Source organism: Archangium violaceum (assembly GCF_016887565.1).
GTDB lineage: Bacteria > Myxococcota > Myxococcia > Myxococcales > Myxococcaceae > Archangium > Archangium violaceum_B.
Genome location: NZ_CP069396.1, coordinates 5,657,659 through 5,680,573 on the forward strand (window position 1 = coordinate 5,657,659; position 22,915 = coordinate 5,680,573).

16 protein-coding genes are annotated in these 22,915 nt (G+C 69.7%); 9 read left to right on the plus strand and 7 right to left on the minus strand.

Features of this window, described 5'->3' with window-relative positions:
• Positions 1-2: 2 nt before the first annotated feature.
• The 4 genes from JRI60_RS23210 to JRI60_RS23225 all read right to left on the minus strand — a co-directional run bounded on the left by JRI60_RS23210 (position 3) and on the right by JRI60_RS23225 (position 9,099).
• A complete protein-coding gene (locus JRI60_RS23210) occupies positions 3-4,232 on the minus strand; it encodes a M4 family metallopeptidase (protein ID WP_204228041.1) in 4,230 nt (1,409 codons plus the stop codon).
• Between the two features lie 294 nt (positions 4,233-4,526).
• Positions 4,527-7,352, minus strand: coding sequence for a hybrid sensor histidine kinase/response regulator (locus JRI60_RS23215; protein WP_204228047.1), 2,826 nt, complete (start codon positions 7,350-7,352; stop codon positions 4,527-4,529).
• 125 nt (positions 7,353-7,477) lie between these two features.
• Entirely contained in the window at positions 7,478-8,680 is a 1,203-nt protein-coding gene (locus JRI60_RS23220; protein WP_204228048.1) for an alanyl-tRNA editing protein, read from the minus strand.
• Between the two features lie 56 nt (positions 8,681-8,736).
• Complete coding sequence (locus tag JRI60_RS23225) at positions 8,737-9,099, minus strand: STAUR_1299 family protein (RefSeq protein WP_204228049.1); 363 nt, start codon at positions 9,097-9,099, stop codon at positions 8,737-8,739.
• A 305-nt stretch (positions 9,100-9,404) separates the two neighbouring features.
• On the opposite strand from JRI60_RS23225, the gene JRI60_RS23230 reads away from it, so the two are divergent.
• The 8 genes from JRI60_RS23230 to JRI60_RS23265 all read left to right on the plus strand — a co-directional run bounded on the left by JRI60_RS23230 (position 9,405) and on the right by JRI60_RS23265 (position 16,995).
• On the plus strand, positions 9,405-11,057 hold the full coding sequence (locus JRI60_RS23230; protein WP_239470678.1) for a glycoside hydrolase domain-containing protein: 1,653 nt from the start codon (positions 9,405-9,407) through the stop codon (positions 11,055-11,057).
• A gap of 86 nt (positions 11,058-11,143) precedes the next feature.
• Positions 11,144-11,785, plus strand: a complete 642-nt coding sequence (locus tag JRI60_RS23235) for a protein-L-isoaspartate(D-aspartate) O-methyltransferase (RefSeq protein ID WP_204228051.1) — start codon at positions 11,144-11,146, stop codon at positions 11,783-11,785.
• Between the two features lie 132 nt (positions 11,786-11,917).
• Positions 11,918-12,481, plus strand: coding sequence for a hypothetical protein (locus JRI60_RS23240; protein WP_204228053.1), 564 nt, complete (start codon positions 11,918-11,920; stop codon positions 12,479-12,481).
• Positions 12,482-12,493: 12 nt separating this feature from the next.
• Positions 12,494-13,816 carry a threonine synthase gene (gene thrC, locus JRI60_RS23245; protein WP_204228055.1) on the plus strand — a complete coding sequence of 441 codons (1,323 nt, stop codon included), beginning with the start codon at positions 12,494-12,496 and terminating at the stop codon, positions 13,814-13,816.
• A 175-nt stretch (positions 13,817-13,991) separates the two neighbouring features.
• Positions 13,992-14,330 carry a hypothetical protein gene (locus tag JRI60_RS23250; protein WP_204228057.1) on the plus strand — a complete coding sequence of 113 codons (339 nt, stop codon included), beginning with the start codon at positions 13,992-13,994 and terminating at the stop codon, positions 14,328-14,330.
• A complete protein-coding gene (gene tmk, locus JRI60_RS23255; protein WP_204228059.1) occupies positions 14,327-15,007 on the plus strand; it encodes a dTMP kinase in 681 nt (226 codons plus the stop codon). The genes JRI60_RS23250 and tmk overlap by 4 nt, the downstream gene beginning before the upstream one ends.
• A 13-nt stretch (positions 15,008-15,020) precedes the next feature.
• Positions 15,021-15,755, plus strand: coding sequence for a competence/damage-inducible protein A (locus JRI60_RS23260; protein WP_204228061.1), 735 nt, complete (start codon positions 15,021-15,023; stop codon positions 15,753-15,755).
• Between the two features lie 139 nt (positions 15,756-15,894).
• The gene (locus JRI60_RS23265; protein WP_204228063.1) at positions 15,895-16,995 is read left to right on the plus strand and encodes a cyclic nucleotide-binding domain-containing protein; all 1,101 of its coding nucleotides are present in this window, start codon (positions 15,895-15,897) and stop codon (positions 16,993-16,995) included.
• A gap of 24 nt (positions 16,996-17,019) precedes the next feature.
• On the opposite strand, the gene JRI60_RS23270 is transcribed toward JRI60_RS23265, so the two are convergent.
• On the minus strand, positions 17,020-18,654 hold the full coding sequence (locus JRI60_RS23270; protein ID WP_204228072.1) for a M28 family metallopeptidase: 1,635 nt from the start codon (positions 18,652-18,654) through the stop codon (positions 17,020-17,022).
• 78 nt (positions 18,655-18,732) lie between these two features.
• On the minus strand, positions 18,733-20,268 hold the full coding sequence (locus JRI60_RS23275) for an amino acid permease (RefSeq protein WP_204228074.1): 1,536 nt from the start codon (positions 20,266-20,268) through the stop codon (positions 18,733-18,735).
• A gap of 214 nt (positions 20,269-20,482) precedes the next feature.
• Here JRI60_RS23275 and asnS point away from each other — a divergent pair, with 214 nt between their 5' ends.
• On the plus strand, positions 20,483-21,883 hold the full coding sequence (gene asnS, locus JRI60_RS23280; RefSeq protein ID WP_204228076.1) for an asparagine--tRNA ligase: 1,401 nt from the start codon (positions 20,483-20,485) through the stop codon (positions 21,881-21,883).
• A 126-nt stretch (positions 21,884-22,009) separates the two neighbouring features.
• Here the strand turns inward: asnS and JRI60_RS23285 are convergent, their stop codons facing one another.
• Complete coding sequence (locus tag JRI60_RS23285; protein WP_204228077.1) at positions 22,010-22,909, minus strand: 1,4-dihydroxy-2-naphthoyl-CoA synthase; 900 nt, start codon at positions 22,907-22,909, stop codon at positions 22,010-22,012.
• Between the last annotated feature and the right edge of the window lie 6 nt (positions 22,910-22,915).

Below are 22,915 nucleotides of genomic sequence, written 5' to 3' on the forward strand. Positions count from 1 at the left end.
GCTTACCGTCCGAACTGGCTGACGAAGAGGGTGACGTCGTTGTCGCTCACGGAGCTGTCGGCATCGAGGTCCGCGGTCGTGTCGAAGGCCGGCTGGCTCGAATCATTGCCGTACGCCTGGGCCATCAGACCCATGTCCTCACCGTCCACGATGCCGTCGCCATTGAGGTCGCCGGTGTAGACGATGACGGTGGCCGTGGCGCTCGTGGCCTTGTGCGCGTTGCTGGTGGCGCCGATGTGGCAGACGCCAGGGTTCGTGGCGGCCGAGTACGCACCGGCGGCGGTGATGGCGCCGCAGGTGTTTCCCTCCTTCACGGCCCAGCTCACCGACGTGTCGAACGCATTCTCCACGCTCACGGAGAAGCTGGCCGTGCCGCCCACCGCCACCACCACCCGGGCGGGAGAGACGGTCAGGTAGGGCTGCGTGAACTCGAACGTGGTCGTCCCCTCGCCGGAGTGGCCATAGGCGTCGTACGCCAGCGCCTTCACCGTGTGCTGGCCCTCGGCCAACAGGGCGGCCTTGTAGACGAACTCGTAGGACGGAGCGTAGCCCCGGCCCACGGGGGCTCCGTCCACGTAGTACTCCACGTGGGCGATGCCCGTGTCATCGCTGGCGTCGACCTGGAACTTGAAGAGCTCGAACCGGGCATCCACGCTGACGGCGTTGACGGTCGGCGCGTTCGTGTCGTCCGTCCTGGTGTTGGCGATGGTGAAGGCCACCTCCTCCTGGGACTCGTTGCCCACCGAGTCCTTCGCCTTGACCACCAGCGTGTGAGGGCCATTGGACAGGCTGGTCGCATCGAACGGAAGCTGGTAGGTGCCGGCCGCCGGATCGACGCGCTCGGCCGCGGGGTTGCCGTCCACGAGGAACTCGAGCTTCGACGTCCAGACGTTGTCGCTCACGGTGGCGTTGAGCAGGATCGTCCCGTACGAGCCATCCACCGAGGCGGTGAGCGCCGGGGGCTGCACGTCCGTGGCGGACGAGACGTGGAGCTCGACGTCATCGAGGAAGAAGAGCGAGTAGCCGCCCGGGAGCTGCGCGGCGACGAACTCGGACTCGAAGTAGAGCTGGATCGTCTGTCCCTTGTAGGCGCTCAGGTCGAAGCGGTGCGGGACGTAGTCGTCGCTGGAATCCAGGTTCGAGTACGTCGCGAGCGTCTTCAGATCCGTGCCGGCGGAGTCGCGCACCTTGACCTTGAACGTGTCGTGCGCCTTGCCGTCGGAGAACGCGCTGCTGAGGGCCGACAGCCAGAAGCTGTAGATGGCCGACGTGGCGTTGGCCGGGATGGTGACGGTCTGGCGCAGGCTCGACTTGCCCGGTCCCCGGTCACCCCGGAAGAGGATGTAGATCAGGCCCTCGTGCGAGAAGCCGCTGTAGAAGCCGATCGACCCGGTCCGGTTCGTGGCAAGGGACCAGATCGGGGTGGTGTAGTTCTCGAAGCTCGGGTTGCGGACGAGCTGGCTGCGGGTGGTGTCGAGGGCGAAGCGCACCGTGGACGAGTCCGTCGTGTTGCCGGCCGCGTCCGTGGCCCGGGCCACGAGGGTGTGAAGGCCGTTGGCCAGCGTGGAGAGCTTCACGAGCTTGGAGAACGACCCGGCCGACTGTCCCAGGGACTGCCCGTCCAGGATGAACTCGACGGCATCGACGTGGCCGTTGTCCGAGACGTCCGCGGAGAGCTCCACCAGGCTGTCGGAGGTGGTGACATGGGCCACCACGGACGGGGGCGCGGCGTCGCGCGAGTCGATGACGCGCAGGGAGAAGTCGTCGACGTAGAAGCTGGTGGCGTTCTGCGCGTCCTCGTTGCCCTCCAGGTACACGCGGATGGTCTGGCCCGCGTACGCGCTGAGGTCGAAGCTGCGCTGCACGTACCCGAGCGTGGCGTCCAGGTTGGACCAGGTGGCGAGCGTCTCCAGCACCTCGCCCGAGGTGTCACGCACCTGCAGCACGAGCGTGTCCCTGGCCGCGGTGCCCGGCTCCTCGGTCTCCAGCTTCATCCAGAAGGTCAGCGAGGTGCGCGCGGCGTCCGCCGGGATGGTGACGTCCTGGTGCAGGTTGTCCATGTGCGCTTCGCCATAGCCGTTGAGCCAGGACAGGCCGTAGCCGGTGCGCGCGATGTCGACGGGGTAGTTGATGTTGCCGGGGGGACCCTCCTCCCAACCCTGGCTGTCGCTCTCGAAGCCGGGGTTCTGGAGGAGCTGGGAGAAGCGGTTGGCCACCGTGAAGGTGAAGGTCTCCGACTGGGTGTAGTTGCCCGCCGAGTCGTGGGCCACCACGTAGAGCTCGCGCTGCCCGTTGTCGAGCGTGGAGACATCGAGCGGGATGCTGAAGGGCAGCGAGGTGTCCGTGCCCAGCAGGATGCCATCGACGTAGAACTCCACCCGCTTCACGCCCACGTTGTCCGTGGCCGTCGCGTTCAGCTGGAGGAGGGGGGCGTTGCCCGAGACGCTCGCGATGGCCGACGGAGGCGTCCGGTCGTCATAGGTGCCGCCGGTGTAGCCCACGTTGATGGCGGCGAAGGCGTTCTGCACCGCGCGGTACTCGTTGGACTGGGAGCCGAAGAGATCCGCCGCCGCCTCGAGGCTGGCCGTGCGGGCCATGTTGTAGTTGGCCGACGGGTACAGGTAGACGGTGATGGCCCGGTACCAGATGGCCGCGGCCTTGTCGTTGCCGATGCCCGTCATGCCGGCAGGCAGGAAGTCGCTGGCGTAGTCGTCGGGCGTGTCCGTCTTCTTCTTGGCGCCCTGGGACAGGAAGTAGAAGGCCCGGTTCATCGGCCCGCTGCTGAAGTGGACGTCGATGCTGGCGAGGCCGGGATACCAGGCATCCACGCTCACGCCGTCCTTGCTCGGCTTGTACATGTAGCGCATGGGCGAATCGGAGAGATCCTCGCCCATGGTCCAGTTGGCGCCGGTGTCGCCGATGGTGTTGCCCCGACCATTGCGCACCCAGAACTCCGTCATGGTGCCGAAGATGTCGGAGTTGGCCTCGTTCAGACCGCCGGACTCGCCGGCGTAGATGAGCTGGGCCGTCTGGGACATGACGCCGTGGCTCAGCTCGTGGGCGGCCACGTCCAGCGAGTTCAGGGACTTGGCGCCGCCGGGCTCCGGGTAGGAGCCGTCGCCGTAGCTCATGCAGAAGCAGCCACCGCTCCAGAAGGCGTTGTCGTAGAGGTTGGCGACGTGCACCCGGTTGTAGGTGGGGGTGCCGCGGTCATCGATGCCGTTGCGGCCGTGGATCTTCTTGAAGTAGTCCCACGTCACCTGCAGGCCGAAGTGCGCGTCCACGGCGGCCGTCTGGCCGTTGGCGTTGCGCGTGGGCCCGCCATCCTCGTAGTTGTTCCCGTCGCCCCAGGCGTTGTCGGCGTCGATGTAGGGGTAAAGCGTGGCGGGCAGGCCGAGGTCCACCCGGGCGTGATTCACGTCATAGGTGCGGTTGCCCTCGCCGGAGCTGCGCGTCGTATCGCGCAGCTCGTAGGTGCCGTCGGGCAGCTGCCAGGTATCGAGCTGCACCTCGCCGCTGTACTGCGAGAGGCCCTTGCCGACGGCCGCGGCCGTCTGCAGCGAGTTCCACCGCTTGAGCACCGTGCCGGTGCGCGCGTCGAGCAGGAAGTCCGTGTGGACGATGCCGTCCTGGGGGTTGTCCAGCTCGGTGTGCACGTGCCAGGCGAGCCGGTAGCCCGTCACCTCCTCGGAGAAGTCCGCCGCGTTCAGCTCCGCGTAGGGCTTGTCCGCCAGCTTCACCCGCCGCGTCTGGGGATAGATGACGAGCTCGGCCTTGGGCTCGGTGCCCAGGAGGCCGCGCGAGGCCAGCTCCAGGGTGGCCAGGGAGATGGCGCTCGCCGCGTCCACCGTCGGCCGCATGCCCACGCGGATGCCCGCGCGCAGGCCCTGCTTCGTCACCGGCAGGCTGAAGCCAGCCTGGCTCATGTGCGTGATGGCCATGGCACCCCACACCGGCACGCCCTGGTGGAGCTGCTGGAAGTGGGCATGGGTCTGACCGAAGCGATCCGTATGGGCGCCCGCCAGCTTGAAGTCATCCTCGGGCTTCAGTCCGAGGTCGCGGCGCTCGGCCTTGAGGAGCGCGAGGGATTCCGCCACGCGTGACGGCTCCCGGGCTCGCAACTGCAGCAGCGAGGACTGGGAGAGCGGGGTGAGTTTTTCACCCGCGAGGGAGGGGCCCGCCGTCAGGAGCGCGGCGAGAAGCAGGGGCCAGCGTGGCCACAGCATGGACATATGGGGAACTCCACCGGACTGCATCAAGGGAGAGTCCCGGTCGGATGACACTTGCTGGGGGGAGCGTCAGCGGCCGGGGATGCTCGCGTCGCTGGAGTTGGAGGGGTCCAACTGGCCAGCGCAGCGGGGGCGAGCATACCCAAACGTTAATTAATTTAAAATCGCACCGGACCCCCGAGGCGGCCGATCGGCCACACACAAAATCAAGGGTGTCCTGAATTCCGGTTGGATTCTCAGCCGCCGGAATCCCGTGAGGTCTGGAATCCCGCCGAGCCGTGCGCGATCAGGCCGCGCTCAACGCCCCGCGAAGCGGTTGACGAGGTTGGCCAGCGACATCACCAGCTCCGTCGGATCGACGGGTTTGGGCACGTGCACCTGGAAGCCGGCGGCCAGGGCGCGCGTCCTGTCCTCCAGCCGGGTGAAGGCGGTGAGGGCGGCAGCGGGCACCTGACCTCCGCGCTCCGGGGGGAGGGCACGCACCCGGCGGATGAGCGCGTAGCCATCCTCGCCTGGCATGCCGATGTCCGAGACGAGCAGAGACGGCGGGGTGCGCACCAGGGACTCGAAGGCCTCGGCCACGCAGGTGGCGACCGTCACCTCCGCCTTGCGCTCCTCCAGCAGCGTCCGGAGCAGCTCGCGGGTGTCCAGCTCGTCGTCCACCACCAATACGCGCACGCCGGACAGCTCGGGCAGGTGCTGCTCGGGCACCAGCAGGCTCGAGGGCAGCGCCGTGGCGTGCGTGCCGGACAGCGGCAACCGCACGGTGAAGCGCGAGCCGCGGCCCGCGCCCTCACTGTGCACCTGGACGGTGCCGCCGTGCAGCTCCACCAGGTGGCGCACGATGGCCAGCCCCAGGCCGAGGCCCCCATGGCGGCGGGTGGTACTGCCGTCCGCCTGGCGGAAGCGCTCGAAGACGTGGGGGAGGAACTCGGGGGCGATGCCCTGGCCCGAGTCGGTCACCTCCAGCTCCGCGTGCATCCCCGCGCGCCGCAGCCGCGCCGTCACCCGGCCTCCCTCGGGTGTGAACTTGAGGGCGTTGGTGAAGAGGTTCCAGGCCACCTGCTGCAGCCGATGAGCGTCTCCCCGCACGGTGCCCACGCCGGCCTCCAGATGGGACTCGAGCTGGATGTCCCGGGCCGCCGCCGTGGGGCGCACCGCGTCCAGCGCCGCCTCCACCACGCAGCCCAGCTCCACCGGCTGCGCCTCCAGGCGCATCCTCCCGGCGACGATGCGCGAGATGTCCAGCAGATCATCGACGATCTGCGCCTGGGCCCGGGCACTGCGCTCCACCGTCTCCAGGGCGCGCGCCTGCTTGTCGGGCGGGAGCGCGCTGCCGCGCAGGATGCTGGTCCACCCGAGGATGGCCGTGAGCGGGGTGCGCAGCTCGTGCGAGACGGTGGCCAGGAAGTCGTCCTTGGCGCGGTTGGCCTCCTCGGCCCGATCGCGCTCCTCGCGGGCCAGCTCGAAGAGGCGCGCGTGCTCCACGGTGATGGCGATCCGGTGGGCCAGCTCCTCGGCCATCCGGAGATCTTCGGCGTCATGGGGGCGGTACCCTTCGCCCGCCGCCACGACGAGCACGCCGAAGGCGCGCCCCTCCAGGGTCAGGGGCACCCCGAGGCCCCTCAGGCCCATGAAGGCGCGCCGCAGCTCCCTCCGGGCCTCGTCCGGCTCCGAGGCGAGCGCCTCCTCGGTGAGGGCGGGGATGAGGTCGGGCCGGCCGCTCTCCAGCACCGCGTGGGGCCCATGGGGCACGTCCTCCAGGGACCGGCCCGCCTTGCGCAGCCGCAGGGCGCGGACGGGGTCCACGTCCGTGAAGGCCACCCGTGTGAGGGAGCCCTGGCCCTCGCGCAGGTAGATGCCGCACCACTCGCCGAAGCGCGGCACCAGGCTCCGGGTGAGGCGCTCCAGGGCCTGGCGCAGCTCCAGGGTGGAGGAGAGCGCGGCACTGGCCTCGGAGAGGAGCTCCAACGCCTGGCGCGCGCGCCGCTGCGCGGTGATGTCGGTGATGGTGCCCACCCACTCGCGCACGGAGCCGTCCAGCTCCATCACTGGAACGCCGCGCGACACCACCGGAGTGTACGTGCCGTCCTCACGGCGCAGGCGGTACTCCACCTCATAGAGGCCGCGGGTGGAGAAGGCGCGCTTCCACGCCGCCGAGGCCCGGGCCCTGTCCTCGGGGTGGATGGCGTCCAGCCACCCGGTGCCGCTGCGCCACTTCTCGTAGGACTGGCCGGTGAAGCCGCACCAGGTGGGTGAGTCCTCCTGGAAGACGCCCGAGGCGTCCGTCGTCCAGAGGATGGTGGACGTGGCCACCACCAGCGAGCGGAAGCGGGCCTCGCTGCGGCTCAGGTCCTCCGCCAGCCGCTCCGCCCTCCAGCGCGCGCGCACCAGGTCCGTCACCTCGAAGGCGAACGCGGCCACGCCGTCCACCCGGCCCACCGCGTTGCGCAGCGGCTGGCAGGTGAGGTGGAAGAGGCGCTCCTCTTGCCGGCCCCTGGCGCCCTCCACCCTCAGGGGCACCTGCTCGAGGATGAAGGGCGTACCGGTGACATAGACGCGGTCCAGCACCTCCAGCAGCCCCTGGCCCTCCAGCTCCGGCAGGGCGTCGCGGGCGGGCTGGCCGGCCATCTCCCGCCCTCCATGGAGCTGCCGGTGGCGCGGATTGGACAGCTCGAAGACGTGCTGGGGCCCGCGGGTGACGAAGGCCACCGCCGGGGCGCTCATCACGAGCGCGTGCAGGCGCGCGTACTCGGTCTCCATCTGCTTGAGCGGCGTCACGTCCCGCAGGAAGACGAGCAGGCCTTCCTCGGAGGGGAACACCCGTGCCTCCAGCCAGGCTCCCAGGGGGACGATGTGCTCCTCCACCGTGGAGGGCACTCCCTGGCGGAGCGCGCTCTGGCATGCCCGGCCGAGCTCCGTCTCCTCCAAGTCCGGGAGCGCGTTCCACAAGCAGTGGCCCAGGAGCTCCTGCCGGGAGCGGCCCAGGATGCGTTCGGCGCTGACGTTGATGTAGGTGGGACGCTCCTGGACGTCGAGTACGAGCACGCCATCCGTGACGGCCTCGAGGAGCTGCTCGAGTCGTGGCGGCGCGGAGCGGTACGTGTCCGTCAGGGGAACCATGCGAGGGAGCGTGACAGGTTGACCACGCGACCGCCCGTCACCGCTCCGTTCCAGAGATCGACAGTGAACGTGCACCGTCGAGATTCTCACGTCCCGACACGCCCAGCGTTGGATGCCCTACACGGTCAACCGAGCAGCGAGGCCACGAGGGCCGGCCAGTCAGTATTGGGCGGGAGGCGGCCCTCGGCATGCTCGGGGCGGCCACCACCGCGTCCACCGGCGGCCTCGGCGGCGTGCTTGAGGAAGGCACCGCATCCGAAGCTGGAGCCACTGCCCCGGGTGATCAGCACGGACACCCCCTCGGGCGAATGGCCCGCGAGCAGCACCACGGCCTCGGGATGGTTCGTGAGGCGCGCCGCGACGGAGCGCAGGTATTCGGGCGTGGCGCCCTCGAGCATCGCGACCACACGCCTGTCCGGGGAGCGCTCCAGTTGGGCGGCGAGCTCGGCGGCGGTGGACTCGGCGAGCTTCGCCCGGGCGGCGCCCAGGGCCTCGCGCACGTCGGTGAGATCCCTCCGCAGCTTGTCCACGGAGGCGGGCACGTCCAACGGTCCGCACGAGAAGGCCCGGCCGAGCGATCGCAACGTGCCGGCCTCGTTCCACAGCTCGCTCCGGGCGCGGCGGCCGGCGGAGAAGAGGACGCGGCCCTTGCCCTTGTAGCGCTCGACGCCCAGCACGCGCACCATGCCCACCTGGGCCGAGCGCGTGCAGTGCGTACCGCCGCAGGGCGACACGTCGAAGTCGCCGACCTGCACCACGCGGATGTTCTCCGTCACCTTGGGCTTGCGGCGCAGCGGGAGCGTGGCCAGCTCCTCGGGCGTGGGGAAGAAGGCACGGATGGCGATGTCGTCGTCGATGATGGAGTTGACGAGCTCCTCCGCCTCGGCGACGCGCCGCTCGTCGAGCACGTCCAGGTCCACGTCGATGGTGCACAGCGTCTCGCCCAGGCGCGAGGACACGGTCTGGGCGTTGGCCACGTCCACCAGCGCGCGAGACAGCATGTGCTGGCCGGTATGCAGCGCCATGTGCACGCGGCGGCGGATGCGGTCGATCTCTCCGGACAGCTCGGCGCCGACCTCGGGGAGCCGCGAGCCCTCGGGCGTCTCCAGCACGTGGTGCACCAGGCCCGCGTCATCCACCTGCACGTCGCGGATGGCGAGGCCGCCGAGCACGCCCCGGTCGGCCATCTGGCCACCGGCCTCGGGATAGAAGGCGGTGCGGTCGAGCACGACGGACGGCGCGCCATTCCACGTGCCATGCGCGAGGACGCGTCCGGTGAAGTGGAAGAGGAAGGGGTCGCTGAAGTAGAGGCGCTCGGTGGGAGTCATGGCCGTGAAAGGGATAACACGCCGTGGAGGCGCGGGAGTCCGTGGAGGGGGCGGGGCTATTTGGGCCCGTAGCGCTGCTTGAGCTCGGCCATGGACAGGCCGCTCCACCGCGAGAGCAGCTCCACCACGTCGCGGGCGCGGATGAAGTGGAGGGTGTCCCCGGCGAACACGGAGAGGAACACGCCGCCGCACTGGGGCAGCTTCGCGCCGCTCGACTCGAGGTAGTCCACGAGGCGCGGCAGCGTGTAGTCGAGCAGCCAGGCGCGGACGTTCTCCTTCGGGAGGACGAGCTCGTAGCTGGTGGCTCCGGAGAGCTCGTCGCCCTCCTGGGCCCGGGTGCGTGAGATGGCCTGGTTGGCTTCGACGGCGGGGGCGCGATCGAAGGCGAGGCGGAGCAGTTCGTCGGTGGTGGCGTCCATGAGCGGCTCTCCCGTGCCGATTCCCACCACGCGACTCGCGGAAGCGCAAGCGGTGAGTGGATTTCCAGCGCGCTCCCACCTCTTTGGGGCCCCCTCGGGGAAGCGACGGCCGTGCCCGCGCCAGCCCTCCTGACCGTCACTCCCTTTGTTCACATGGCACCAACGGGCAGGAGGCCACTTCCTGGATTCATTCCCATGGTCAACACACCATGAGAACACTTCCTTACGTTCTAGGTGTGCTGGCGTTATTGGCTGGACTCCCCGCCTGGGCAGAAGACGTCCCGGCGGCCTGGGGAGCGAGCGCCATGGAGAAGGTGCGGCCCCAGACGCCACCGGAGTCCAACACGGGCGTTCGGCTGGTCGCCGCCCGCAACGAGTTCGTCTCCTTCCAGGTGGGGCTGCACGGTGGGTCGTCCGGGTGGAGCGGGGTGCACGCGAGATTCCCCGTGCTGGATGGGCCCATGCTCATCGAGGGGGCCGACATCGTCCTCTACCGGGAGGCGTTGGTGCCCATCCACCGGGCGTCGACGGTGCACACGGCCACGGGGTTGTGGCCGGACGGGCTGATCCCCGACGTCGACGAGACGGTGGGGGAGAAGCGCCTGGCCTTCCCCCTGGACGTTCCCGCGAACGAGTCTCGCGCCCTCTGGGTGGACGTGCACGTCCCGCTCTACGCGCCCCCTGGCGAGTACCACGGCACGTTGGAGGTCTGGGGTAACGGGTACAGCACCCAGGTGAGCGTGTCCCTCACGGTGTTGGACGTGGAGATGCCGAGCACGGCGTCGCTCCGGACGCACTACATCCTCTGGTCGCCCAGCGTGTGCAAGGCCTTCACCGGCGAGCGCGAGTGCTCTCGCGAGGTGTTGTATCCGCTGCTGTCGTCCTTCCAGCGGATGGGGCTCGAGCACCGCGTCTCGCTCTCCAGCCAGTTCGATCCCGATGACATCCCCGACTGGGACACCTTCGATGCGTGGTGGAGTCCGTTCTTCTGGGGAACCGCGCCCCTGCGCCTGCCCGGCGCGCGGATGACGAGCCTGCAGTACCTGGGGCCGCAAGAGCCCGAGCGCATCTCCAGATTCGCGACCGAGGCCGACGCGCGCGGCTGGCTGTCCCTCGCCTTCAACTTCGTGGCCGACGAGCCTCCCTATCACAGCAATTTCGATCAGGTGCGCACCCGCGCCAGCCAGTCCCGGCAGGTGGCTCCGAGACTGCGCACGCTGCTCACCTCCAATGAAAGGGACGTCGCGTACTTCGGGGCGACCGACCACATCGACATCCTCGTCGTGGCGGTCAACTTCATCGATGGGCTCCGGGCTCCGTTCGTGGGAGATCAGCGGTCCCGGTACGAGTCGTTCCTCTCGCTGCCGAACCGGGAGCTGTGGCTCTACCAGAGCTGCTTGAGCCACGGCTGTGGTGCCGTGCTCCCAGAGAACGCGCCCTCGCAGGGCTGGCCCTCGTACATGATTGATCGCCCGGCGGCGAAGGCTCGGGCCATGGAGTGGGTGTCCTTCCTGTCGGGCGCCGCGGGCGAGCACTACTACCAGGTGGCGGAGATGCTCTCCACGGCGTGGACGGATCAGTACACCTACGCGGGCAATGGAGACGGGACGCTCTTCTACCCGGGGACGGTCTCCGTCATCGGGGGCACCACCGACGTGCCGCTGCCGTCCATGCGCCTCAAGCTGATCCGCCTCGGACTGCAGGACTACGAGTGGCTGAAGATGGTGAGCGACGCGGGAGACCCGGCCTTCGCGCGGCGGGTGGCGCGCGAGCTCATCCCCGCGGCCTGGCGTGTGCCCGATGACGGCCGGGCCTTCGAGCGGGCCCGCCTGCGCCTCATCCGGCGCTACCTCGAGCTGGTGGAGACGGGGATCCCTCCCGTCGTGGCGGAAGGCATCCCCGAGCCGACTGTCTCGGCCCCCTCCAGCCCGGACGCGGCCTTCCGTCTCGCCCAGTGAGGGAGGGGAGGCGGTGACTCCCGTCCGGACCCCATCCGGGCGGGAAAGGGCCTGCATCACGTTCTTCTCATGGTTAGGGTTGCCACATGGGTGACGTGGAGCTCGCGGAAGCACTCCGGCGGCAGGGTATCTCCGACGAGCGTGTGCTCGAGGCGATCCGCCGCCTGGAGCGGGCGGAGTTCGTCCCGGAGGCGATGAGGAACGTGGCCGGTCAGGACTCGCCCCTGCCGATCGGCCATGGGCAGACCATCAGCCAGCCCTACATCGTGGCCTTCATGACGCAGGCGCTGGAGCTCAAACCCGGTGAGCGGGTGCTGGAGATCGGCACGGGCTCGGGCTACCAGACGGCGGTGCTCGCGCAGCTCTGCGGCGAGGTGTACTCGGTGGAGGTCTTGCCCGAGCTGGCGGGTCCTGCGCGGGAGCGACTGGAGCGGCTCGGCTTCGGCAACATCCACTTCCGGGTAGGCGATGGCACGGCCGGCTGGCCGGAGGCGGCGCCCTTCGACGCCATCCTGGGCACCGCCGCTCCGGAGCGTCTGCCGCCCGCGCTCTACCAGCAGCTGCGGCCGGGGGGTCGCCTGGTGCTGCCGGTGGGGCCGCTCCACGGAACGCAGGAGCTGATCCGGGTCACCCGGCCGCCAGCAGGGGAGGCGGCCCGGGTGGAGAACCTGCTGAGCGTGCGCTTCGTCCCGATGACGAGGGCTCCCCCGGCTGACCTCCTCCACTGAGCGTGCGGGCCGTGCATGCCCCCTCTCCCTCTGGGAGAGGGCTGGGGTGAGGGTCTTCCCACCCGCGTGACCGCGCAGCGGAGCCTCTGGGGCGCATTGCCCGGGTGGAGCGGGGCCGCTAACCTCCCGATCATGATCATCTGCCCCATGTGCGAGCACCAGCAGGCTCAGGGCACCGAGTGTGAAGTCTGTGGAAAGAAGCTGACGGCGGTGGCGCCGGTGGCGGTGGCCGTGGCGACGCTGCCGGAGCTGGAGCAGACGCAGCTGGCGGGGGGACGCGCGCCGGTGCAGACCGCGGCGATCCCGGACCTGGAGGTGACGCGCCAGCAGTCGGTGCAGAACGTCGCCGTGCAGCCGGTGCCCGAGCTGGACACGGGGCGCTCGGCGGCCGCGGGCAACGTCCTGGTGGCGCCCATGCAGGAGATGGACACGGGGCGGGCCGCCTCGGACGGACTGAAGACGGCGGCGCCCTCGGGCGCGGTCGTCTGCCGCTACTGCCGCAACGTGCAGGCCTCGGGGGCGGTGTGCGATCGCTGCGGCATGCGGCTGCCCAAGCTGCGCATGGAGCGACCAGCGGCCGCGTCCGCCAAGGCAGCCGCGTCCGGCGAGCGGGCGGGTTGCCCCCGGTGCCACACGCCCGGGTACGCGGGCCGGGCCTGCGTCACTTGCGGCACCCTCATCCCCGCAGCGGAGTGATACACAGTGAGCATGCCTGACTTCCACGCCGAGTATGCATGCAGCGAGGGGTGCGGTTTCCGCGCCTCCCTGCTGGAGATCGTCTACCGCTGTCCGCGCTGCCAGGGGCTGCTGGAAGTGGCGCACGACGTGGAGGCGTTGCGCTCGGTGCCCGCGGCGGAGTGGCGTCGCCGCTTCGAGCAGCGCTTCGGCGCCTCGCGGCTGCCGTACGCCTCGGGAGTCTGGGGCAAGCACGAGTGGGTGTACCCGCAGCTGCCGGCGGAGGACATCGTCTCGCTGGGAGAGGGGCGGGTGCCGCTCAAGCCGTTGCCGCGCATGGCGGCGGAGCTGGGGCTGGCGAGCCTGGACTTGAAGGAGTGCGGCGTCTCGCCGACGGGCAGCTTCAAGGACTGGGGAATGACGGTCCTGGTGTCCGCGGTGAAGCACATGCGCTCGCGCGGGGTGCCCATCCGGGCGGTGGCGTGCGCGTCGACGGGGGACACCTCGGCGGCGCTGTCGGCCTACTGCGCGGCGGCGGGGATTCCCTCGGTGGTGTTCCTGCCCAAGGACAAGGTGTCGCTGTCGCAGCTGGTGCAGCCCGTGGCCAACGGGGCGCGGGTGCTGTCGCTGGACACGGACTTCGACGGCTGCATGAAGCTGGTGCAGCAGGTGACGCGGGACTCGGGCCTGTACCTGGCCAACTCGATGAACTCGCTGCGCATCGAGGGGCAGAAGGTGGTGGCCATCGAGCTGTGTCAGGACCTGGGCTGGGAGCCGCCGGACTGGGTGGTGATTCCGGGCGGCAACCTGGGCAACGCGAGCGCGCTGGGCAAGGGCTTCGAGCTGCTGCACGCGCTGGGGATCATCTCCCGGAGGCCGAGGATCGCCGTGGCGCAGGCGCAGCGGGCCAACCCGCTGATGCGGGCCTTCCGCGGGGGCTTCCAGGAGCTGGTGCCGATGAAGGCCGAGCGCACGCTGGCGTCGGCGATCCAGATCGGCGATCCGGTGTCCTTCCGGCGCGCGGTGCGCATCCTGAAGGCCTTCGACGGGGTGGTGGAGGAGGCCACGGAGTCCGAGCTGGCCAACGCGGCGGCGCGGGCGGACCGGGAGGGCACCTTCACGTGCCCGCACACGGGTGTGGCGCTGGCGGCGCTGGAGAAGCTGGTGGCCCAGGGGGTCATCGCCCGGGGCGCGCGGGTGGCGGTGGTGTCCACGGCGCACGGGCTGAAGTTCCCGGACTTCAAGGTGGGCTACCACCGGGGGACGCTGGCGGACGTGACGAGCCGGTACGCGAACCCTCCGGTGGATCTGCCCGCGGACCTGGACGCGGTCCGCAAGGCCCTGGCCGATCTCTGAGACGTCGGCCGGTAACGGGGGCCGAGGATTTCACTTCTCACCGGTGAGAAGTGGATTCGGCCCCCTCGGTTTCACTTCTCACCGGTGAGAAGTGCATTTGAAATACCACTTTTCACCCGGCACGGCCCCTCGCCGACTCGACGAGGCCCCCCTGTTCCGCTACCTTGCCGGCCCCGTGAACGCAGATACCCAGAATCTCCACGAACAGCTCGAGCGCCTCCAGGAGGCGCTGTCCACTCGTCAGAGCACGCTTCTCTTCGCCCATGCGGGCGTGTCCTGCATCGTCTCGCTCATCCTCGGAGGCGCGACGGCGAAGCTCTTCTGGGACTCGGCGAGAGCGCCGCACGTGGCGTGGCTGGGCCTGACGGCGACGGTGGGGCTGATGGTCTACGCGCTGCTGCGCTACCGCCAGGGCCGCACGGTGTTGGCGGACGAGCTGGTGCGCTACGAGACGATGCTGGATCTGCGCCGCCAGCTGCGGCTGGACGATCCCACGGCGCTGCTGCCCCGGTGAGTCCCGCCCGGAAGCCCGCGCGGAGCGGGCGTCTCATCGTCCTGGAAGGATTGGATGGCGCTGGCACCACCACGCAGGTGGAGCGGCTGGCGGCGGCGTTGCGGGCCGAGGGGCAGTCCGTCCTCACCACGCGCGAGCCCTCGGACGGACCGGTGGGGGTGCTCATCCGCCAGGCGCTGACGGGGCGGCTGGTGTTGCCCGGAGTCGGAGGCCCCGAGCCGCTGGCTCAGGAGACGCTGGCGCTGCTGTACGCGGCGGACCGGACGGATCACCTGCGGGCCAGGGTGCTCCCGGCGCTGGAGGCGGGGCAGGTGGTGCTCAGTGACAGGTCGGTGCTGTCGTCCCTGGCGTACCAGGGGGCGGCACTTCCCATGGACTGGGTGGAGAGCCTCAACGCGTATGCGGTGCCGGCGGACCTGACGCTCTTCGTCGAGGTACCCATCGCGGTGGCGGCGCGGCGGAGGGCGGCGCGAGGCGGGCCGGAGGAGCTCTTCGACGCGGAGGAGAAGCAGCGGCGGATCTCCCGGCAGTACGAGGCGGCCATCCGCCTGCGCGGCAAGCGCGAGCACGTGGTGCGCATCGATGGGGACCAGCCGGTGGAGGCGGTGACGGCGGAGTGTCTGGCGCAGGTGCGCAAGTTGCTCGGACGCAAGCCCGGACGCGCGGCGGTGCGGTAGAGTCTCCGGCCGCATGGATCCCACCGGCGCGGCGGCGGTCATCATCGGCAACGAGGTCCTCACGGCGAAGGTGGTGGACGCGAATGGTCCCCACCTCATCCGGCGCCTGCGCGAGGCGGGTATTCCCCTGCGCACCCTGGAGGTCGTCCCCGACGAGGTGGACGTCATCGTGGAAGCGGTGGCGCGGGCGCGGATGCGGGCGAAGTACGTCTTCACCAGCGGTGGCATCGGCCCTACTCACGACGACGTGACGGTGCGGGCGGTGGCGCTGGCGATGGGGCGCAGGGTGGTGCGGCTGCCGGAGATGGTGGAGCTCATCCGTGAGCGGGCGATGGACAAGCTGACGGCCGAGGCGCTGCGGCTGGCGGATGCCCCCGAGGGCTCGGTGCTGATTCCCCAGCCGGGGAGCTGGTACCCGGTGCTGACGGTGGAGAACGTCTTCATGCTGCCCGGGGTGCCGCAGCTCTTCCGCACGCAGCTGGACGCGGTGCTGGCGCGGCTGAGCGGCACGCCGGTGCACCTGCGGATGCTGTACCTGAACCTGGGCGAGAGCGCGGTGGCGGCGGTGCTGGACCGCGTGGCGCTGGACATGCCGCACGTGGCCATCGGCTCGTACCCGACGTTCGACCGCTCGCTGGACTACGTGGTGAAGGTGACGGTGGAGAGCGTGGAGAAGGCCGCCGTGGAGGAGGCCCTGACCCGGCTCCAGGCGGGGCTGCCCGCGGGCTCGGTGGTCCGCACCGAGTAGGCCCCCGAGGGGTGTGAGACAAATCGTCCCTGGCGTGTGAACCGTTTCACAGACGGAGCGGGTAGGAGCGTACAGCCTGTAGGGAGAACAGGCCCCGGCGGCACGCTCGCTGTACGGGGTCCTGTCACAAGGGGGGACCATGTCAGACACACGGGGTCCGAACGAAGACGTGGATGTCCAACTCTCCTCCAGCCAGGAGCCGGAAGCGGCGCTCTCGGACTACGAGGCGCTGGCGGAGTCCTGGGCCCGGCAGGGCTGGCTATTGCGTGCCGTGGCCCTGTGCAGGGTCATCCTCCGGCTCGAGCCGGGTCATGAGCCCACGCGGCGGCTGCTGGCGGAGCTCGATGCCCGGAGGATGGACGTGTCGGGGGGCGCGGTGGAGCCGGTGCCGGCCATCGAGGACGGGCCGGCGCGCGCCTCCCTGTTCTCGCGGCTCGGCGAGCGGGAGTTCCTCTCGGTGTTGGAGGCGCTGGAGCTGCGCGACTTCCAGCCGGGAGAGACGATCGTCGAGGAGGGTGAGCCGGGCAGCTCCCTGTTCGCCATCGTGGAAGGAAGCGTGGAGGTGGTGAGGAGCCCGCGGTCGGGAAGGCGGCGCACGGTGGCCTTCCTGGGCGAGGGCGACTTCTTCGGAGAGATGTCGCTGCTCTCCGACGTGCCGAGGCTCGCGAGTGTCAGGGCCTTCGAGCGCACGGCGGTGTTGGAGCTGACGCGCGAGCGGCTGGAGCGGATCATCCAGCGGCACCCCTCCGTGGAAGAGGTGTTGCGCTCCTTCCACCGCGAGCGCCTGTTGGACGACGTGCTGCGCTCCAATCCAATCTTCCGGCTCCTCACGCCCTCGGCGAGGGAGGCCCTGGCCCGTGATTTCCAGCTCTGCTCCAGGCCCGCGGGGACGCGCCTGCTCGAGCAGGGGCAGGCGGTGGATGGCCTGTACGTGCTGCTGCGGGGACGGTGCCAGGTGCGGCACCGTCACCCGGACGGGAGCGAGAGCCACCTGCGCACCCTGGGCGAGGGCGACGTGTTCGGGGAGATCTCCCTGATGCTCGGCCTGCCGGCCACCGCGACCGTGCTCGCGGACACGTCCAGCCTGTTGCTGCGGCTGGACTGGGGGAGCTGCGAGCGGAACCTCTTCGACCAGCCCGGGGTGTGCGAGGCGCTCTCGCGAATGGGCAACGAGCGCCTCCTGAGCTCGGCCGGACTGCTCTTCGAGTCCTCGTCGCGCGGAGAGACCCCGCGCACCTGAGGCGTCCCCGGGCCCCGGGCCGGTTCAGGGAATCGGCCGGGCGGTGGGAGCGGGCGCCTCGGCCCGCTCGAAGCGCCGGAAGAAGCTGTCCTCGTTCCAGCTCGGACGCTCGGGGGCGTCGGCCACGCGCCTCGTGAGGTCGGCCAGCAGTTGCACGAAGCGGACGGCGCCCTCGCGATCCACCGGCTGCGCCAGGTCATCGGACGGGCCGTGGTAGCGCTTCATGAACCACTCCTCGTGCAGGCGCTCCTCTTTCGACCCCTTGCGGTAGCCGAACTTGAAGGACAGCGCCGGCACACCCTCGCGGATGAAGCTGTACTGATCGCTGCGCACGAAGACGTTGGCTTCGGGATTGGGGTCGCGCATCACCTCGACACCCAGTCGCCTGGCGCTCGCCTTCAGGGGCGCGGCCAGCGAGGACTCCTCCACGCCATAGGCCACCAGCTGCTTCAGCGGCGTCAGCGGCATGAACATGTCCAGGTTCAGGTTGGCCACCATCCGGCCGCTGCCCTCGGTCGGATGGGCGGCGAACGCGCGCGAGCCCAGCAGCCCCTTCTCCTCGCCCGTCACGGCCACGAAGAGCACCGAGCGGCGCGGGCGCACCTTCTTCTCCTGGAAGGTGCGGGCCACCTCCAGCAGGGCGGCCACGCCGGAGGCGTTGTCCATGGCGCCGTTGTAGATGCGGTCCCCGTCTCCGTTCACCGGCTCGCCCAGGCCCACGTGGTCCAGGTGCGCCGAGAGGACCACGGACTCGCCGGCCAGCTTCGGGTCGCTGCCCGGAAGGCGGCCCACCACGTTGACGGAGGTGAGCTGGGAGCTCTCCAGGGCCACCTCGCCGCGCACCGAGACGGGCAGGGCGAAGCGCGGCATCGGCTTGCCCGCCTTCGCCTGGGCGGCCACCTCCTCGAAGGTGTGGCCTTCGCCCGCGACCAGCTTGCTCGCGAGCGTGGGGCTGGCGAGGGAGAACAGCGGAATGTCACCCAGGTCCCGCAGCGCGGGGTCGGCCAGCATCATCACCGGGTGGTCCTGCCCCACCTTCGCGCGCTCCCAGGGGACCTCCATGGCGTGCGGGTTCATCACCCCCAGCACGCCCGCCACGCCCGCGCGGGTGTACGCCTTCACGCGCTCGGCGAGGGTGCCGTAGTGGGCGGCCAGGTTGCCGGGCACGCCCGGCGGAATGCCGCCGAACAGGACGACGATGACCTTGCCCTTCAGCTCCAGCCCGGCCAGGTCGTCATGTCCGGCCTCGGGGATGCTCAGGCCGTACCCGACGAAGACGAGCCCCGCGTCCACGGGACCGGCGCGGCCGGAGAGCGAGCTGAGGATCAGATCCTCATCGAGGGAGAGCGGCTCCTCCTGGCCCTCGCGGACCAGGGCCATCCGGCTCCGCTCCTTCACCAGGCGGCGGGACAGCAGGGGGACATCCTGGAGATAGCCCTGACCCGCGCCGGGCTGGACGCCCAGCTCCGCCAGCTTCTCCGCGACGTATCCGGCGGCGCGGCGGTGTCCCTCGCTGCCCGTGTCACGCCCCTCCATGCCGTCGCTGGCGAGCACCTCCACGTGGGACCACCAGCGCCGCGCGGCGGGGGAGGGCTCCCTGGCGAGCGCGAGGGAGGGAACCAGCAGGAGCAGCGAGGTGCAGGTGCGGAGGAGGGACATGGGGCGCGCGCGGGTTGGTACGGGTGGTGTCTTCGTGCCAGGGCTACGCCCGGAGGCGGAGGGCATTGCCTCCAGGAGTCACTTCCCCTGGCCGATGTCGGGACTGACCTGGGCCTCCAGGTCCACCGGAGCCACGCCCCGCCGCAGCACGGAGTTGCGGTAGCCGTAGGCGAAGTAGAGGACGAGGCCGATCGCCAGCCAGATGCCGAAGCGCTCCCAGGCGTGTACGGGCAGGCCCTTCATGACGAAGAGACAGGCGGCCGCGCCGGCCAGGGACACCGGCCAGACGAAGGGCACCTTGAAGGGCCGGGGGCGGTTCGGATCCTTCAGCCGCAGCACCGGCACGCCCAGACACACCAGCATGAAGGCTGACAGGGTGCCGATGTTGGTCAGGTCGTAGGTGGCGGCGTCATCGGCCACCAGCGCGCCGAGCGCCACCAGCACGCCGGTGACGAGCGTGGTGACGTGGGGCGTGCGGTACTTGGGGTGGATCTTCGCCGCCCAGGGGGGCAGCAGACCATCGCGCGCCATGGCGTAGAAGATGCGTGGCTGGCCGTACTGGAAGACGAGCAGCACCGCCGCCATGGAGACGACCGCGCCCAGGGAGATGATCCAGCTGAAGTGCGTGAGTCCCGCCACCTCGAAGGCGTGGGCCAGCGGGTCCGAGGACTTGAGCTGCTGGTAGGGGATGAGGCCCGTGGCCACCGCGCCGACGATGACGTAGATGACGGTGCACACGCCCAGTCCCAGGAGGATGCCCTTGGGCAGGGTGCGCTGGGGATCCTTCGTCTCCTCGGCCGCGGTGGAGATGGCGTCGAAGCCGATGTAGGCGAAGAAGACGATGGCCGCCGCCTGATGCACGCCGGTGAAGCCGTTGGGGGCGAAGGGCGTGTAGTTGGCCGGGTTGATGTGCATCGCGCCGACGCCGATGAAGAGGGCGAGCACCAGCAGCTTCACCACCACCATGGCGTTGTTGACCCGGGTGCTCTCCTTGACCCCGATGACCAGCAGCCAGGTGATGAGCATCACGATGAGGAAGGCCGGCAGGTTCACCAGCACGGGGATGCCGAAGAGGCGCGGGGCGGTCTCCAGCAGGCCGTGGATGGCGGGATCCGTGCTCGCCTGCACGTTGTAGTAGCCGTGCGTCAGCCAGCCCGGGATGTGCACCCAGGGGGAGATGAGCGAGTTGAAGTACCCGGCCCAGGCGATGGCCACCGCCACGTTGCCCACCGCGTACTCGAGGATGAGATCCCACCCGATGATCCACGCGATGATCTCCCCCAGCGTCGCGTAGGAGTACGCGTAGGCGCTGCCGGACTGGGGGATCATCGAGGCCAGCTCGGCGTAGCAGAGCGCCGCCAGGGCGCACACCCCGCCGAGCAGCAGGAACGACATCACCAGGGCGGGGCCGGCACCGTGGCGCACCACCTCACCCGAGGGGAGCACCTCGCCGGCGGCCGCGGTCCCGAGCGTGGAGAAGATACCGGCGCCGATGACCGCGCCGATGGAGAGCATGATGAGGTCGCCGGTGCCCAGCGCACGCTTCAGACCACCGGACGACTCCCCCTCGGGGAGCAGGTCGGCGATCTGCTTGCGTTGGAAGAGTGAACGCATGGGGCGCGATTATCACGTTCCCACCCGTCTGGTCTCCCTCCCCGTCCGTGCCGCGCCGCGTTGGCTCCCCGGTCCGGGCGGGCGGACCCCCCCTCCGGACGTGTCAAGCAGCGGCTGACCGCCCGGTCGGTGTACAGGGGGTGTTCATGGTGCTTGTCCTCGGGCCAGAGGGCGGCTAACTCCGCGTCCCCGACTTGGAGGAAGGAAGGGTTTCATGCAGGTCGTCAGTGTGAAGAAGGCGCTGGATGGTTCGATCGCCCCGGACACGAAGGTCGAGGTGCGCGGCTGGGTGCGCACGCGCCGTGACTCGAAGGCGGGGATCAGCTTCATCAACGTGAGCGACGGCTCCACCTTCGATCCGATCCAGGTGGTCGCGCCGAACGCTCTGCCCAACTACGAGAAGGAGGTGCTGCACCTCACCGCGGGCTGCTCCGTCATCTGCCGCGGCACGCTCGTGAAGTCGCAGGGCAAGGGCCAGTCGTTCGAGGTGCAGGCCGACGAGGTGCGGGTGCTCGGCTTCGTGGAGGACCCGGACACCTACCCCATCCAGCCCAAGCAGCACACGCTGGAGTTCCTCCGCGAGGTGGCGCACCTGAGGCCGCGCACCAACACCTTCGGCTCCATCACCCGCGTGCGCAACGCCGCGGCGCAGGCCATCCACCGCTTCTTCCACGAGGAGGGCTTCTGCTGGGTGAACACGCCGATCATCACCGCCAGCGACGCCGAGGGCGCCGGGCAGATGTTCCGCGTGTCCACGCTGGACGTGGTGAACCCGCCGCGCACGCCGGAGGGGAAGATCGACTGGCACAAGGACTTCTTCGGCAAGGAGGCCTACCTCACCGTTTCTGGCCAGTTGAACGTGGAGGCGTACTGCCTGGCGATGTCGAAGGTGTACACGTTCGGGCCGACGTTCCGGGCGGAGAACTCGAACACCACGCGGCACCTGGCCGAGTTCTGGATGATCGAGCCGGAGATCGCCTTCGCGGACCTGAACGAGGACGCGAACCTGGCGGAGCGGTTCCTCAAGTACGTCTTCAAGGCGGTGCTCACCGAGTGCGGGCCCGACATGAAGTTCTTCGAGGAGCGCCAGCAGAAGGGCGTCACCGAGCGGATGGAGAAGTTCATCAACTCGAGCTTCGAGCGGATCGACTACACGGAGGCGATCGAGATCCTGAAGAAGGCGAAGAAGAAGTTCGAGTACGCGCCGGAGTGGGGGAACGATCTGCAGACGGAGCACGAGCGCTACCTGACGGAGGAGCACGTGGGCCGGCCGGTGGTGGTGATGAACTACCCGGAGAAGATCAAGGCGTTCTACATGCGCCTGAACGAGGACGGGAAGACGGTGGCGGCGATGGACGTGCTGGCGCCGGGGATCGGGGAGATCATCGGAGGGAGCCAGCGCGAGGAGCGGCTGGACATGCTGGACAAGCGCATGGAGCAGTTCGGGCTGAAGCCGGAGCACTACCAGTGGTACCGGGACCTGCGACGTTACGGGACGGTGCCGCACGCGGGCTTCGGGTTGGGGTTCGAGCGGCTCATCGTCTACATGTGCGGCTTGCAGAACATCCGTGACGCGATCCCCTACCCGCGAGTGCCGGGCTGGGCGCAGTTCTGATTCAAGAGGGGAACCCAATCCAATTCCCCTCCCAACCCCCCTCCCTCTCCCTCCGGGAGAGGGTCGGGGTGAGGGTATGCGCCTCCGTGTTCCACGATGCCGCGCTCCACGGATGGAGCTCGGCCCTCAGTAGTGCCAGGGGAAGCGCTTGAAGTTCTTCTCGCGCTTCTCCACGAAGGCGTCGCGGCCTTCCTGGGCCTCCTCGGTGCCGTAGGCCAGCCGCGTCGCCTCGCCCGCGAAGAGCTGCTGGCCCACCATGCCGTCATCCGGCAGGTTGAAGCCGTACTTCAGCATGCGCATCGCCGTGGGGCTCTTGGAGTTGATGATGCCCGCCCACTCCAGGGCCACGTCCTCGAGCTGCTCGTGCGGCACGGACAGGTTGATGGCCCCCATGGCGGCGGCCTGATCCGCCGTGTAGTCGAGTCCCAGGAAGAAGATCTCCCGCGCCTTCTTCTGGCCCACCTGCCGCGCGAGCAGCGCCGAGCCGTAGCCGCTGTCGAAGCTGGCCACGTCCGGATCCGTCTGCTTGAAGCGCGCGTGCTCCTTGCTGGCCAGGGTCATGTCGCACACCACGTGCAGGCTGTGCCCACCGCCCGCCGCCCACCCGGGCACCACGGCGATGACGATCTTGGGCATGAAGCGGATCAGCCGCTGCACCTCGAGGATGTGCAGCCGGCCCAGGCGGCCGACGTCGGGCTTGCCGGCCTCATCGCCCTCGTACTTGTAGCCGTCCTTGCCGCGGATGCGTTGATCTCCGCCCGAGCAGAACGCCCAGCCGCCGTCCTTGGGCGAGGGCCCGTTGCCGGTGATGAGCACGCAGCCCACGTCGGTGGTCATGCGCGCGTGGTCGAGCGCGGTATACAGCTCGTCCACCGTCTTGGGCCGGAAGGCGTTGCGCACCTCGGGCCGGTTGAAGGCGATGCGCACCGTGCCGTGCTCCACGGCGCGGTGGTAGGTGATGTCTTCGAACGTGAAGCCTTCCACCTCGCGCCAGCGCGCGGGATTGAAGATGGCGGAAACGGTCATATCGGG